Below are 13,563 nucleotides of genomic sequence, written 5' to 3'. Positions count from 1 at the left end.
GGGTGCTCCAATCAGTGCCCGGCGTGGTCGAGTTCGAGGTGGACGGGGACGCGGTCGACGCCCCACATGAGGTTCGAGCGCAGCCGCTTGACCGGCCCGGTGAGCTCCATGCGGGCCACCCGGCCGGTCAGTTCCTCCAGCAGCACGCGCAGCTCGAACCTGGCCAGCGCCGCGCCGATGCACAGGTGCTTGCCGAGGCCGAACGTGAGGTGCTTGTTGGGGGTGCGCCCGACGTCGAAGCGGCGCGCGTCGGGGAAGGCGTCCTCGTCGCGGTTGACGGCCGGGTGCCACACGCTGACCCGTTCACCGGCCCGGATGGTCTGGTCCCCGATCCGCGTGTCGCGCAGCGCGGTGCGCATGACGTTGAGGCTGGGGGCGGTCCAGCGCAGCACCTCCTCCACGGCGGTCGGGATGAGCGAGGGGTCCTCGCGCAGCCGCCGCCACTCGTCGGGGTTCTCCACCAGGGCGATGACGGCCCCCGCCGAGGCGTGCCTGGTCGTCTCGTTGCCCCCGGTGATGAGGCCGTTGATGTTGAGCAGGATCTCCTCGTCGGTGAGGGGCGTCCCGTCGATCTGGCCGCGGATCAGCACGCTGATCACGTCGTCGCCGAGGTTCCCGCGCCGCTCGGCGAGCAGGTCGGCGTAGTAGGCGAAGATGTTGGCGTTCGCCTCGGCCTTCTCCGCGTCGGAGATGACGTCGTCGGAGGTGGCGGAGCCGAACGCGGTGCGCGTCCACTGGATCATCAGGTCCCAGTCGGCGCGGGGCACGCCCAGCAGCTCGCAGATGACCGAGAGCGGGAGCCTGCCCGCCACCGTGTCGACGAAGTCGAAGGAGTCCTTCTGGGCGTTCTCCTCCAGCATCCCGCCGACCGTCTCGCGCATCGCGCCCTCCAGGCGGCGGACCACCCGGGGGGTGAGCGCGGGGTTCATCACGTCGCGCAGCTGGCTGTGGCGGCCGTCGGTGACGATCAGCATCTTGCCGGCGGCGGCGCGGGCGGCGGACTCGGTCTGCCCGACCTGCATGCCCCGCTCGGAGGTGAAATTCGTCTTGTCGAGATAGACGGCGACGCCGTCCGCGTATTTGGTGAAAGCCCAGAAACTCGGCCCCTCCGATCTCTTGTTCCAGAACATCGGCTGGTGCTCCTGCAGGTAATGCAGGACGCCGAGGCCGGAGTCGGCGGCCGTGTAGATGTCCGGATCCGCCAGATCCAGCTCGTTGAGATTCACGGTCGTGTCAACTGTCATGGGGAATTCCTCCGTGCGTACACGTCGAAGATGTCGGTGTCCTTCAACAGGGGGTCCTGGCCGATGTCGACCTGGAATCCACGACCGGTGAGATCGTCGCGCACGGACGCGAGCCTGCCGTCGATGTCGTGGACCTGCATGACGATTTGGTCGACCGCCTCCCAGTCGCCGGGAGCGATTCCGTCCAGGACATCGCATTCGGCTTTCTCGACGTTGATTTTCAGCAGTCCGATGCGGTCCACGCCCTCGGTGGCCATCACCTCGGAGATCGTCCGCACCTGGCACTCCTGCTTCTCCGTGACGTGCCTTCCCTCGGCCATGTCGGTCACGTCCTCGGGGGCGAAACCGCTGTTGGCGAGGAACGTCCTGGTCACCTCGGCGTCGTGGTCGACGTCGGTGTACATCCCCGACATCGCGGTGGTCTCCGGGTAGACGGTGAGAACCGCCGTCCCCGGGGTATGGGAGAGCGCGCAGTCGAACGCCTTGGCGTTCAGGCCGTGGGCGGACAGATTCGCGCACAGCGCGTCGTAAAGCGGCCTGGCGGGCTCGAAGGCGAGAATGCGCGTGCCCGGACATTCCCAATGAAACGCCAGGGCCGCGATTCCGATGTTAGCCCCCACATCGAACACCGTCATTCCCGGCTCAAGGCGCACGTCATGTCTGAAGTAGCTTCTGTCGCCCACGATACTGCGATACTGCAGGCTGGTCTCGGCGGGATTGAGCTGAAATACCACATGGCCGTCGGGGAGCGTCATCTGACGGACCCGCTGATTGTTTTCCAGTGTGTCTCTCGTATGATTTCGCATATCATCACCCTTAACAAAAACCTTATTCCAGTCAACCAGAGGTGAAACCCGACAAGGACGGAATGATCTTATGGACACTCAGAGAGCGGAAGTCAGGGCGCCGGAGGAAAAGCCGCCCTCTCTCTGGCGGAACCCCGACTTCAACCGGCTCTGGGCCGGTCAGTCGATCTCGGTCCTCGGCTCCGAGCTGACCACCCTGGCCCTCCCGCTGACCGCGATCCTCATGCTGCAGGCGAGCTCCTTCGAGGTCGGCCTGCTCAACACCATGCGCACGATCGCCGCGCTTCTGCTGACGCTGATCGCCGGCGTGCTCATCGACCGCTACCGTCGCAGGCCGCTGATGGTCGGTTCCGACATCGGGCGTGCCGTGGTCGTGGCCCTCATCCCGATCGCGGCCTTCGCCGGCTTCATGGACATGTGGGTGCTCTACGTGGTCGCGGTGGTGGTCGGCGGCCTCTCGGTGGTCTTCGAGATCGCCTACGCCGCCTACATGCCGACCCTGCTGAGCGAGGAGCAGCTGGTCGCCGGCAACAGCCGGATGGCGGCGACCGAGTCGGTGGGCGCCATCGCGGGCTCCAGCGCCGGAGGCGTGCTCATCGACCTGTTCCGGCCGGCGTACGTGATGCTCGGAGACGCGATCTCCTTCCTCGTCTCCGCCTTCGCGCTGTCGCGCATCCGCCACGTCGAGCCGCCCGTCGAGCGCCGCAGCAGCGAGGGCCGCGGCGCGGTCGCGGCGATGCTCCACGACATCAAGCACGGCCTGAGGGTCACCTACCGCAACGACTACGCCCGGCCGCTGATCCTCAACTCCGCCGGGGCGAACTTCGGGTCGATGATGATCCTGACCCTGTTCATCCTGTACGCGGCCAGGGAGCTCGGCATGTCGGGCACCTGGATCGGCTTCATCTACGCCGTGGGCAGCATCGGCGGTGTCGTCGGGGCCGTCTTCGCGAGCAAGCTGTTCGAGAAGGTCGGCTACGGACGCGGCATCATGACCGCCCTGATCGCGTTCCGGGTGCTGTGCTTCACGCCGTTCGTGGCCGGTCCGCAGTGGCTGCAGATCACCCTGTTCTCGATCATCTGGTTCGTCACGGTGTTCGGCGTGGTGGCCGGCAACATCGGCCAGCTCACGCTCTTCCAGTACGTGATCCCCAACCACCTGCGGGGCCGGGTCATCGGCGCGAGCCGCGCGGTCTACCTCGGCATCCTGCCGCTGGCCGCGATGCTGGCCGGGGTGCTGGGCGAGCTGATCGGCGTCAAGCCCGCCATCTACGTCGGCTCCGCGTTCCTGCTGCCCTGGATCATCCTGCTGTTCCTGTCGCCGGTGCCGAACCTGCGCAGGCTGGAGGACGCCGAGCTCCTGCGGGACGACCCGGAGCCCGCCGAGGCCGATGGACCCGGCGGGCGCGCGGACGGCAAGGATGCCTGAGAACATCTGAGATCAACCGGCTCAGCCCGGGACACGCGCGGACATGCTCCGCGATATCTCGTCCAGCAGGGCGGCGGGCGCCTGGAGGTAACTCCAGTGCCCGCCGTCCAGCACGGTGTAGCGGGCCTCGCCGTAGGACTCCCAGCCGCCCATCTGCTCCGGGGGGATCTGCGTGTCGCCCGCCCAGCCGATCGCGGTGATGGGGCACGGCAGCTCCACCGGGTCGGTCTTGTCGAAGCGGCCGTAGGCGGCCACGTCGGCGCGCATGACGTCCGCGGCCATGTCCACCAGCTCGGGCAGCGGCTCCGCGCCGCGCGCCCGCATGAGGTCCGACACCAGCGCGCCCACCTGCTCCTCGTCGAGCTTGAGGATGCTCGGCCACGAGGCCCGGTGCGGCGGGACCATCGACGAGGCGAACAGGTGGGCGGGCAGCGGCCCGCCGCGCTCCATGAGCAGCAGCGTCGCCTCGTAGCCGATGAAGACCGTGCCGCAGTGGCTGATGAAGCCGAACGGCCGGTCCAGGTAGGGCTCCAGGCCCTCCAGCATCTCGGCGGCGACGGCCGCGTAACTCTCGAACAACGGCTCGCGCAGCCGGTTCTCCCTGCCGGGCAGCTGCACGGGGCACAGCTCGATCCCGTCCACCTCGGCCGGCCACCCGTGGTACATCGACGCCCCCGACCCCGGGTACGGCAGGCACCACAGCCTGGCCCGCGCCTCGGGGTCGGGGGTGCGCAGCAGCCACGTGGGGCGGCTCCTCCTTCGCTTCCTCTCGGTCATGTCGTCCTTCCTTCCGCCCTGATGTTCCGGATGAGGGTCTCTGGGGTCGGCGCCCGCAGGAAGTCGCGCAGCCGGATCCGCACGCCGTAGCGGCTGCCGATCCGATCGACGAGGCGGGTGGCCGACAGGGAGTCGCCGCCGGAGCGGATGAAGTGGTCGCCCAGCGCGCCGCGCGCCCCGAGCTCCTGCTCCCACAGCTCCAGCACTCCCGCGGTCACGGGGTCGTCGCCCTCCGCGTCCTCCGCGCGCCCGCCGTCGCCCCGGGGATCGCCCCACGAGGGCGGGGGCAGCGCGCGGCGGTCCACCTTGTTGCTGGAGTTCAGCGGCAGCCGCTCCATCGGGGTCCAGACGGTCGGCACCATCGGACCGGGCAGCCGGGCCGCGGCGAAGGCGCGCAGCTCCCCGCTCTCGTTCGCGAAGCCGTTCGCGAAGCCGTTTCCGCTGCTGTGGGCGACGCCGTTTCCGGTGCCGTCCGTGACGCCGTCCGGGGTGCTTTCCGTGACGTCTTCCGGGATGCCTTCCGCGGTGACGGCGTAGACGACGTAGGCGCACAGCCTCAGGTCGCCGCCGGGGCCCGGCACGCCCGTCACCACGCACTCGCGCACCGCGGGGTGCCGCAGGAGCACCGCCTCCACCTCCGCGGGCTCCACCCGGTGGCCACGGATCTTGACCTGCTGGTCGACGCGGCCGTGGTGCTCCAGCCGCCCGTCCGGCCGCTCCCGTACGAGGTCGCCGGTCCGGTAGACGCGGCCGCCCCCGCCCGAGGGGTCGGGCAGGAAACGTTCGGCGGTGCGGGCCGGTTCGCCCAGGTAGCCCCGGGCCAGCTCGGGCCCGGACACGAACAGCTCGCCGACCTCGCCCGCCGCGACCGGCTCCAGCCCGGAGGTGAGGACGGGGACGCCGACGCCGGGCCAGGCACGCCCGATCGGGGGCCGGGTGCGCCTGGCGGTCTCGTCGGCCGTGACCGAGGTGCAGCGGTCTTCCAGCGGGACCAGGCAGCTCGTCACGCCGTTGGCCTCCGCGGAGCCGTACTCCACCGCGACCTCGAACGGCAGGCCGGGCGAGGGCCACACGCGCACCGCGTCGCTGCCGACCGTCATGAGCCGCAGCGCCGTCTCCGCCGGCCACGGCAGGCCGTACAGCAGTTCGGCGAGCGGCATGTTCACGTACGCGCGGGTGATGCCGGAGGCGACCATCCAGTCGCGCAGCTCCGGCGGCGAGCCCGCGGTCGCCGCGTCGGCGACGTGCACGCTCGCGCCGGAGCAGAGGTACGGCCACAGCTCCACCACCGAGACCGACGAGGCCGGTGGGGCCAGCCAGCTGGAGCGGTCCGCGGGGGTGATGCGGTACGCCTCGGCGTGGGTGGCGACGCGGTGGGCGATCGCCCGGTGGGTCACCCCGACGAGCTTGGGCCGTCCCGTCGACCCGGAGGTGTGCACCGCGTACGCGAGCTGGTCCCCGTGCACGGCGACGCCGGGTCCCTCGGCGGAGGGTTCGGCGCCGAGGGCGTCGAGGGGACCGTCGATCACCACGGGAGCGCCGTCGAGGACGGCGGCGACCCGGTCCTCGGGCCAGCCGGGGTCGAGCAGCACCGCCGCGCCGCCCGCCTTGCAGACGGCGAGCAGCGCGACGAGCAGGTCGGGAGAGCGGTCCAGCCGCAGGGGGACCAGGGTCTCGGGGCCGACGCCGCGTCGCAGGAGCGAGCGGGCGAGGCCGTTGGCACGAGCGTCGAGGTCCCGATATGTGAACAGGACGGCCCCGGAAACCAGGGCCGTCCTGTCCGGTACCTCGGACGCCTTTCTCTCGAACAGCGTGTGGACGGTGTCCACCTGTCCTCCGTTCCTCACCCGGCCTTGGCGTCGTGGATCCCACGGGCGGGGATCTCGCCGGTGGCGACCTGGTTGAGGATGAGCCGCGCCCACTCCTCCACGCTGCGGTTCATCCGGCGGGCCGCGTCACGCCACGACTGTTCCTGGTCGACCGGTACGTCGATGTGGATGACGGCCTTCTCCTTGGCGGCCTCCGCGGCACGGCCGGAGGCCGACAGGGCGGCGGTGCGGTGTGCCTTGATCTGGCTGCGGAGCCGGTTTCTGGACCAGTTGAAGCGCTCGGCGCGGTCGAGCCAGAGCATCTGCTCGTGTTCGGGAAGCGCGGCCACTTCGGCGTGGTGCTGAAGGCTGAGCTTATCCCGCCGGCGGGATACCGGGAATCGCCGCGCGACCCAGGCGTAATTGCGGAGGGTCTGGATATCGAGGGAGCTCTCCTCGACCGCTCTCTTGTAACGGTCGGTGTATTCGGTTTCGCCGTAGACCAGCCAGTCGCCGAGCCACCAGGCGGAGGAGTCGGCGATGAGGGAGATCTGGTGGCCGATCCGCCGCCAGGTGTCGAAGGGGAGACTCGACGGGAGCTGGAGCCCGGTTCGCCGCGGCTTGGCAGACGCGTCCAGGGCCAGCTTGGAGCCCTGGGAAGGGGTACGGCGCGGGGCCGGGACGGGGGGCCTCTCATCACTGGACGGCGGGGCTTGGCGGTTCGCCTCTCGGTTGGGGGAGAGCACCTGCATGCGACTGTTCCTCCGGATTTCTGTGCACTTGGAGTGAGTCAGGCCGATCCCTTACCCGCCGTTTCGGAAAGCGCACTTTCGATCATGGGTAATTTTCGTTTGTTCTTCCTGAGGTACAACGGAAAGACGGGGTCGAGCCGTTGACCTGCTGAGTCTCCAATCAGCTTGGCAATTTTTTTTGCTCTGTGATATACGCGCCGGTTCGGAATTCAACCTCTCGGAAATGGAATCGATCCATGACGTATCCAAGGTTTCGGTCCGCGAATAAGCGCACGTTGTGTCGTTCTCTGGTCGCTTACGGTCTCGCTGTCGTGCTGCCCTCCGTGCTGGCGCTGCTGATGCTGGCGCTCGACCCGGGGACGGCCACCGGTCCCGTCCCGGTGCCCTCGGTGGAGCCGGGACGGCAGGAGGCGGTGCCCGCCACGCCCCTGCTGCTGTTGTCGATCACGGTGGTCGTCGCGCTGGCACATCTCGGCGGGGCCGTCCTGCGCGGGCTGGGCCAGCCCCGCGTGATCGGGGAGATGGCCGCGGGCATCGTGCTCGGCCCCTCGCTGCTCGGCGCCGTGTGGCCCGAGGCCTATGGCGCGCTGTTCCCCAGCGCGGTCATGCCGTACCTGAACCTGCTGGCCCAGTTCGGGCTCGCCTTCTTCATGTTCCTGGTCGGGCTGGAGCTGCGCGGCGACCTGCTGCGCGGGCGGGGCAGGATCGCGGTGCTCTGCGGCCAGGCGAGCGTGGCGATCCCGTTCGCGCTCGGGGTCGCGCTGGCCCTGCTGATCTACACGCCGCTGGCGACCGCGTCCGTCGAGTTCCCGGTCTTCGCGCTGTTCGTCGGCGCCGCGCTGAGCGTCACCGCGTTCCCCGTGCTCGCCAGGATCCTGCTGGAACGCGGGCTCTTCCACACCCCGACCGGGGCGCTCACCGTCACCTGCGCCGCCATCGCCGACGTGACCGCGTGGCTGCTGCTCGCCGTGGCGGTCACCATGGCCAAGGGCTCCTCACCCGCCGAGGCGCTGCGCACGCTCGGCCTGACCGTCGCCTTCGCCGCCGTCATGGTCGGGGTGGTACGGCCGCTGCTGACCCGGCTGCTGCGCCGGGGGCTCTCGCAGGAGGCGACGCTGCCCATCGTCATCGTCGGGCTGCTCGTCTCCGGGCTGCTGACCGAGCTGATCGGCATCCACCTGATCTTCGGCGCGTTCCTGTTCGGCGCCCTGTTCCCGCGTGACGGCGACGTGCGGCTGCGGCGGGTCCGCGAGCGCACCCAGGACTTCACCACCTCCTTCCTGCTGCCGCCCTTCTTCGCCTTCGTCGGGCTCAACACCCAGATCGGGCTGCTCAGCCAGGACCTGACCATGTGGAGCTGGTGCCTGCTGATCCTCGTCGTCGCCGTGGCGGGCAAGGTCGGCGGGGTGCTGGTCATCGCCAGGCCGATGGGCGTGCCGGGGCGGGAGGCCGTGCGGCTCGGGGTGCTGATGAACTGCCGGGGGGTGACCGAGCTGGTCATCCTGAGCATCGGCCTCAGCCTCGGCATCATCACCCAGGTGCTGTTCACGATGCTGGTGATCGTCGCGCTGGTCTCCACGGCCGCGACCGCGCCCCTGCTGGGGTTGCTGGACCGGTGGGACGCGCGGCGCGACGGGGAGGCGCGGGACGGGCTGCCCGGCGAGCCGGGAAAGCCCGAGGGGGCGGGGGCGGTGCGCCGATCCGCCTGAGCGGGGAAACGGGGAACCGGGTTCCCGGAGGACGGGGCCGGGGTTCCCGGAAGCACACGGGTCAGGAGGCGCGGGGCAGCGCCTGGGGCGCGGCGCCCAGCTCGCGCAGCTTGGCGCGGACCTCGGCGGGGCTCTCCCCGGCGACGGTGAGCCGGGAGGTGGCGAACACCTCGCCGTCGGCGTCGGTGATCGGGTCGCCGCTGTAGGGGACCTCGCCGCTGAAGCGGGCCGCGCAGAGATGGTCGCGCAGCTCGGGCCGGGCGTGCAGGGAGAAGATCGGCAGCCGGGTCGCCATCGCGGCCAGCCGCATGGTGCCCGACACCCGGGGGTTGATCTCCAGCAGGTGCACTTCGCCGCTGCGGGTCAGCAGGAACTCCACCTCCAGGTAGCCGTGCGCCTCGGCCAGGTCGGCGAGCCGCTTGCCGACGGCCCGCAGCTTGCGCTCCCAGGCGCCGCCGAGCGCCGGGCTGGGGCACAGCCGCAGCCGCTGCCACGGCGGGACCAGGTCCGGTGAGGTCGCCCCCTTCCAGACCGGTGGGAACGTCGCCGTGCCGTGCTCGTCGCGGTAGATCAGCACCGAGTACTCGATCCCGTCGACGTACAGCTCGCTCATCTCGTTGGGGGCGAGGTGGCACTCGCCCGCGCGGGCCAGCCGGGTGCCGACGCTCTGCGTGCCGTGCCGGTCCTTGATGACCACGGGGGTGTCGGGACCGGCTGCGGGAAGCGGTTCGCCGGCCCGCGCCCACGGCGGCGAGACCAGGCGGTAGCGGTCGAAGAACTCCTTCATCAGGATCTTGTCGCTGCCCAGCGAGGCGCACAGCCGCGACTGGCACTCGGCCTGGTGGCCGAGCTCGCGGAGCCGGAAGGCCAGCAGCTGGTCGCGGCCGAGCGTCGTGTGGCTGGAGTGGAAGATCACCGTCGCGCGCGGCGTCCGGCCGATCGCGTCGAGCAGCGGGGACACGTCGACGTGGTGGTCCTCGCCGGTGAAGACGATCCGGTCCTGTGGGCCGAGGTCGACGAAATGGCCGAACCAGCTCTCCAGGCTGGTGGGGGCGACGGCGTGGATGACGGGAGACATTTGTCGGCTCATATGGATTACTCCGGAATCGACGCTGAGAACGCTGAGAACGTTGGAGGCGCTGAGAGCGCCGGAAACGCTGGAAACAGGAACGACGTTACGCGGTGCGCGCCATCGAGAAGGCGTCGTCGAACGCCTCGACATACGCGTCGACCAGCGGCGAGCCGGCCTCCCAGAGGAAATTCACCGGCAATTTCATCCACCGGGCGAACAATTCCGCGGAACGCGGGAACGGCCGGTCGTTCACCGCCGCCGCGGCCCGTACGGCGGCGGCGACCTGGGGTGACCAGTCGGGCGCGGTGCCCTGGAAGAGCGGGAAGACGTGCAGCGGCCTGGTGGCCGGGCCGCGCACCTTCAGGCCGCGCGCCTGACCGGCCGCGACCAGCCCGTCCCGGCTGAACGGGCACTCCGGCGTCACCTCGACGACCCCGTCGTACCAGGCTCCCATCGTGACGCCCTCGGCGACGGGGGAGGGGCGCACGCCCGGCAGCTCGCCGAGCCCAGCGGACAGGGCGGACATGTTGGCCACCCTGCGCTCCACCAGCTCGTCCAGGCGGTCGAGGTGGCTCTGGGCGAGCACGGCGCCCGGTGTGGAGATGCGGAAGTTGCCGCCGAGACCGGTCAGCAGGAACGGCTTGTAGCGGACGGCGTCGATGGTGAGGTCGGTGCGGTGCCGGAAGTTGGTCAGCAGGCAGGCACGGGCGAAGACGTCCTCGGAGTCGGTGAGGAGCATGCCGCCCATGCCCCCGGAGACGAGCTTCCTGCCGCCCACGCTGAAGATCGAGATGTCGCCCATGGAGCCCACCGGCCGGCCGCGGAAGGTGGAGCCGTGGGCGTGCGAGCAGTCCTCGACCAGGGCGAGCCCGCGCCGGTCGGCCACCGCGCGCAGGGCGTCCATGTCGCAGCTGTGGCCCCACAGGTGGGTGACGACGATCGCGACCGTACGGGGGGTGACCAGCGCCTCCACGTCCGCCGCGGCGACGTTCCCGGTGGCGTCGCCCGCGTCGCAGAGCACCGGCACCGCGCCCAGCAGGAACAGCGGCGAGGCGGTGCTGAAGAACGTGAGGTCCGGGACGATCACCTCGTCGCCGGGCCCGATGCCCAGCGCGAAGTAGGCGGCGAGCAGCCCGGCGGTGCCGGAGGTGAGCGCCAGGGCGTGGGCGCGGCCGTGCCGCTCGGCGAACGACCGTTCCAGCTCGGCCAGCTCGGGGCCGTAGTCGTAGTCGAACGTGCGCCCCAGCGTCACCAGCTCGGCGACCCTGGCCGCCACGCCCTCGTCGTAGACCGGCCATTCGAGCGGGTGCGGCGGGCCCGGGGGCTCGATCCCCGTCCCGGAAGGGACCGTGGGACCGGTCTCCCGCGTGCCCGCGCGGCCGGGTGCCGCCGGGCTCACGAGCCCGCCCCCTTGCGGGCGACGAGCCTGGTCACCGCGTGGGTGTGCGGCTCCTCGTGGCCCTTGTGCGTGTGCGTGGAGTCGGCGTCGGTGGCGCTCAGCACGGTCCATCCGGCGTACCTGGCGAGGTACCAGTCGTGGGGCAGCAGGACCGGCATCCGCATCTCGCCGGCGGGAGGCAGGTAGGCGTGGCCGCGGTTGAACATCAGCAGGGCGTTCACCCCTCCCGGCCTGGTCGCGGCCTGGAGTCCGGCGATGACGTCGGCGACCTGTTCCTCGTCCTCCAGCCAGTGCAGGACGCTGCACGCCAGCACCCCGTCGAACGAGGCGGGCTCCAGCGCGGCGGTGCGCGCGTCGCCCTGCCGCCACTCGATCCCCCCGGCGTCGCCCCACGCCCGCGCGCCGTTCTCCAGCGCGGCGGCCGACATGTCCATCGCCAGCACACGCGCGCCCCGCTGGGCGAGGCGCACCGCGTTGCGTCCCTCGCCGCATCCCACGTCCAGGACGACGGGCGCGTCCGCGCCGGCCGGGGTGGGGGGCGGGCCGACCTCCGTGGGTGCTCCGGGCAGGGAGAGGGCGTCTCCCAGGACGTCGGAGATCCGGTCGGGCCTGCGCCCCCACAGGCAGGCGGTCCTGGTGTAGCGGGCGTCGCAACCACCGTCGTCGTCGTAGCCGTTCGGTTCTGTTTGAGGTCCCATCTGGCGGAGGCTAGGCGGGGCCTTGATCATCGTCAACGGGGGTGGACGGCCGCCCGGGGCGCCGCGTGCCGCGGGGCCTGTGCGGGTACGAGCTTCAACTTGTCGCGTCCGGGACTCACCGGGGTGGGGTACTCGCCGGTGATGCAGCCCTCGCACAACCCCTCGCCCGCCATGCTCCCGACCGTGTGGCGCATGCCCGCCACCGACAGGTACGCCAGGCTCGTCGCGCCGATGATCCGGCACACCTCCCCGGCCTCGCGGCCGGTCGCCACCAGCTCGCCGGTGTCGACGATGTCCACCCCGTAGTGGCAGGGCGCGATCAGCGCCGGCGCGGCGATCCGCACGTGCACCTCGCTCGCCCCCGACTCGCGCAGCAGCGTGACGATGCGCCGCATGGTGGACCCGCGCACGATCGAGTCGTCGACCACCACGACCCTCGCCCCGTCCACCGGCGAGCCGATGGAGAACTTGCGCCGCAGCTTGCGCTCGCGCCGCCGCTGGTCGGGCTCGATGAACGTCCTGCCCACCTGCTCGTCGCGGACCAGCGCCCCGGCGAGCGGAAGGCCCGCCGCCCGCGCGTACCCCCGGGCCGCGGGCACGCCGGAGGCGGGGACGGCCACCACCAGGTCGGCGTCCGCCGGGGACTCCAGCGCGAGCCGCTCGCCGAACGCCACCCGCGTCGCGCCGGTCCTGGCGCCGTCGATCCTGGAGTCCTGCCTGGTCAGGTAGAGGTGCTCGAACACGCAGAAGCTGCGCGGAGCGGGGGCGGCGACGCGGTGCGTCCCGACCAGGCGGCCGTCGCGCAGGACCAGCAGCTCGCCCGGCTCCACCTCCCGCTGCTGCGGGCAGCCGAGCGCGTCGAGCGTGCAGGTCTCCGAGGCGACGACCGCCCTGGCCCCGGTGCCCTCGGCGCCCTCGGCGAACCCCACGACCAGGGGGCGCAGGCCGTGCGGGTCCCTGAAGGCCACGAGCCGGTCGCCGACGGCGCACACCACCGAGTACGCGCCGCGCAGCACCCGCACGGCCCGCGCGACCGCCGCCACGATCGGGTCGGCGTCCCGGGTGTCCGGGGTACCCGAGGTGTCCTGAGCGTCCGGGGCGTCCAGGGCGTCGGCGAGGAGGGCGAGGATGACCTCGGAGTCGCTGGTCGAGCGGAACCCGTAGCCCTCACGGCCGAGGCGGGCGCGCAGCTCGGCGGCGTTGGTGAGGTCCCCGTTGTGCGCCAGCGCGATGCGCCGCGCCTCGTGGACGAAGGGCTGGGAGTTCTCCAGCAGCGTGGCGCCCGTCGTCGAGTACCGGGTGTGGGCGACCGCGAGCCTCCCGGCGGGCCAGCCGTCGCGGCCGTCGCGGGCCGAGTCACCGCAGTCCGAGCGCGAGGCGAATCCCAGCGACCGCCTCACCTCCACGCCGTCCGGCCCGGCCACCGCGATGCCCCACGACTCCTGGCCGCGGTGCTGCAGGGTGACGAGCCCGTCGAAGGCCGGCTGCCCGGCGGTCCCGTCCAGAACAGATACGCCGGCTATTCCACACATAGCTCCCCTTAAACACCTTAACATTTCGCGGAAAGTACGTTAAATCGCTTCTGCTTGACCATGGCATTGTTTGATTGCAACGTCGGGTTGAATCACGAATGAGGCAAAGGAGAGCCGAATGGCCGAGGCAGTGGAGACCGCCGAGTACACCGTGGTGCTCAATCACGAGGAGCAGTACTCCATATGGTGGGCCGACCGTGACATTCCCGAGGGCTGGCGGAGCACCGGCCACAGTGGCACCCGCGAGGAGTGCCTCGCCCACATCGAGGAGGTGTGGACGGACATGCGCCCGCTGAGCCTGCGCCGCTGGATGGACGACGGCGAGCGATCCTGACCC

At 71.0% G+C, this 13,563-nt stretch carries 12 protein-coding genes; 3 read left to right on the top strand and 9 right to left on the bottom strand.

Going from position 1 to position 13,563, the window contains the following annotated elements:
• Nucleotides 1-11 precede the first annotated feature (11 nt).
• Both ACFFRH_RS26335 and ACFFRH_RS26330 read right to left on the bottom strand, forming a co-directional pair.
• A complete protein-coding gene (locus ACFFRH_RS26335) occupies nucleotides 12-1,244 on the bottom strand; it encodes a cytochrome P450 (protein WP_344746221.1) in 1,233 nt (410 codons plus the stop codon).
• Nucleotides 1,241-1,999: an FkbM family methyltransferase gene (locus ACFFRH_RS26330; RefSeq protein WP_344746222.1), complete on the bottom strand. Its 759-nt coding sequence runs from the start codon at nucleotides 1,997-1,999 to the stop codon at nucleotides 1,241-1,243. The genes ACFFRH_RS26335 and ACFFRH_RS26330 overlap by 4 nt, the downstream gene beginning before the upstream one ends.
• 121 nt (nucleotides 2,000-2,120) lie before the next feature.
• Here ACFFRH_RS26330 and ACFFRH_RS26325 point away from each other — a divergent pair, with 121 nt between their 5' ends.
• Nucleotides 2,121-3,479 (top strand): MFS transporter, encoded by a 1,359-nt coding sequence (locus tag ACFFRH_RS26325; RefSeq protein ID WP_344746223.1) that lies wholly within the window; start codon nucleotides 2,121-2,123, stop codon nucleotides 3,477-3,479.
• A 21-nt stretch (nucleotides 3,480-3,500) separates the two neighbouring features.
• Here ACFFRH_RS26325 and ACFFRH_RS26320 read toward each other — a convergent pair whose 3' ends face one another.
• From ACFFRH_RS26320 to ACFFRH_RS26310, 3 genes are read right to left on the bottom strand one after another with little or no spacing between them, the layout of a single operon-like run.
• Entirely contained in the window at nucleotides 3,501-4,256 is a 756-nt protein-coding gene (locus tag ACFFRH_RS26320; protein ID WP_344746224.1) for a thioesterase II family protein, read from the bottom strand.
• Nucleotides 4,253-6,085 carry a non-ribosomal peptide synthetase gene (locus ACFFRH_RS26315; protein WP_344746225.1) on the bottom strand — a complete coding sequence of 611 codons (1,833 nt, stop codon included), beginning with the start codon at nucleotides 6,083-6,085 and terminating at the stop codon, nucleotides 4,253-4,255. The genes ACFFRH_RS26320 and ACFFRH_RS26315 overlap by 4 nt, the downstream gene beginning before the upstream one ends.
• A 14-nt stretch (nucleotides 6,086-6,099) precedes the next feature.
• Complete coding sequence (locus ACFFRH_RS26310; RefSeq protein WP_344746226.1) at nucleotides 6,100-6,816, bottom strand: LmbU family transcriptional regulator; 717 nt, start codon at nucleotides 6,814-6,816, stop codon at nucleotides 6,100-6,102.
• A 311-nt stretch (nucleotides 6,817-7,127) separates the two neighbouring features.
• On the opposite strand from ACFFRH_RS26310, the gene ACFFRH_RS26305 reads away from it, so the two are divergent.
• The gene (locus ACFFRH_RS26305) at nucleotides 7,128-8,525 is read left to right on the top strand and encodes a cation:proton antiporter domain-containing protein (protein ID WP_344746227.1); all 1,398 of its coding nucleotides are present in this window, start codon (nucleotides 7,128-7,130) and stop codon (nucleotides 8,523-8,525) included.
• Nucleotides 8,526-8,586: 61 nt separating this feature from the next.
• Here the strand turns inward: ACFFRH_RS26305 and ACFFRH_RS26300 are convergent, their stop codons facing one another.
• The 4 genes from ACFFRH_RS26300 to purF form a co-directional block, all read right to left on the bottom strand.
• Nucleotides 8,587-9,603 (bottom strand): ATP-binding protein, encoded by a 1,017-nt coding sequence (locus ACFFRH_RS26300; protein WP_344746228.1) that lies wholly within the window; start codon nucleotides 9,601-9,603, stop codon nucleotides 8,587-8,589.
• 97 nt (nucleotides 9,604-9,700) lie between these two features.
• Nucleotides 9,701-10,996, bottom strand: coding sequence for a DegT/DnrJ/EryC1/StrS family aminotransferase (locus tag ACFFRH_RS26295; RefSeq protein WP_386160295.1), 1,296 nt, complete (start codon nucleotides 10,994-10,996; stop codon nucleotides 9,701-9,703).
• Nucleotides 10,993-11,694, bottom strand: coding sequence for a class I SAM-dependent methyltransferase (locus ACFFRH_RS26290; protein WP_386160293.1), 702 nt, complete (start codon nucleotides 11,692-11,694; stop codon nucleotides 10,993-10,995). Before ACFFRH_RS26290 ends, ACFFRH_RS26295 begins: the two co-directional genes overlap by 4 nt.
• Nucleotides 11,695-11,726: 32 nt before the next feature.
• Complete coding sequence (purF, locus tag ACFFRH_RS26285) at nucleotides 11,727-13,226, bottom strand: amidophosphoribosyltransferase (protein ID WP_344746231.1); 1,500 nt, start codon at nucleotides 13,224-13,226, stop codon at nucleotides 11,727-11,729.
• A gap of 118 nt (nucleotides 13,227-13,344) precedes the next feature.
• Between purF and ACFFRH_RS26280 the strand changes: the two genes are divergently transcribed.
• Nucleotides 13,345-13,560: an MbtH family protein gene (locus ACFFRH_RS26280; RefSeq protein WP_344746232.1), complete on the top strand. Its 216-nt coding sequence runs from the start codon at nucleotides 13,345-13,347 to the stop codon at nucleotides 13,558-13,560.
• Nucleotides 13,561-13,563 lie beyond the last annotated feature (3 nt).

The sequence above is a fragment of the Streptosporangium vulgare genome, from assembly GCF_042428775.1.
GTDB classification, from domain to species: Bacteria; Actinomycetota; Actinomycetes; order Streptosporangiales; family Streptosporangiaceae; genus Streptosporangium; species Streptosporangium vulgare.
This window is presented reverse-complemented; position numbering and strand designations above follow the sequence as displayed.

Excerpts from the sequence above, each read along its gene's own strand:
- ACFFRH_RS26335 (WP_344746221.1), bottom strand. The coding sequence starts at position 1,244 with ATGACAGTTGACACGACCGTGAATCTCAACGAGCTGGATCTGGCGGAT.
- ACFFRH_RS26330 (WP_344746222.1), bottom strand. The coding sequence starts at position 1,999 with ATGACGCTCCCCGACGGCCATGTGGTATTTCAGCTCAATCCCGCCGAG.
- ACFFRH_RS26325 (WP_344746223.1), top strand. The coding sequence starts at position 2,121 with ATGGACACTCAGAGAGCGGAAGTCAGGGCGCCGGAGGAAAAGCCGCCC.
- ACFFRH_RS26320 (WP_344746224.1), bottom strand. The coding sequence starts at position 4,256 with ATGACCGAGAGGAAGCGAAGGAGGAGCCGCCCCACGTGGCTGCTGCGC.
- ACFFRH_RS26310 (WP_344746226.1), bottom strand. The coding sequence starts at position 6,816 with ATGCAGGTGCTCTCCCCCAACCGAGAGGCGAACCGCCAAGCCCCGCCG.
- ACFFRH_RS26300 (WP_344746228.1), bottom strand. The coding sequence starts at position 9,603 with ATGTCTCCCGTCATCCACGCCGTCGCCCCCACCAGCCTGGAGAGCTGG.
- ACFFRH_RS26290 (WP_386160293.1), bottom strand. The coding sequence starts at position 11,694 with ATGGGACCTCAAACAGAACCGAACGGCTACGACGACGACGGTGGTTGC.
- purF (WP_344746231.1), bottom strand. The coding sequence starts at position 13,226 with ATGTGTGGAATAGCCGGCGTATCTGTTCTGGACGGGACCGCCGGGCAG.
- ACFFRH_RS26280 (WP_344746232.1), top strand. The coding sequence starts at position 13,345 with ATGGCCGAGGCAGTGGAGACCGCCGAGTACACCGTGGTGCTCAATCAC.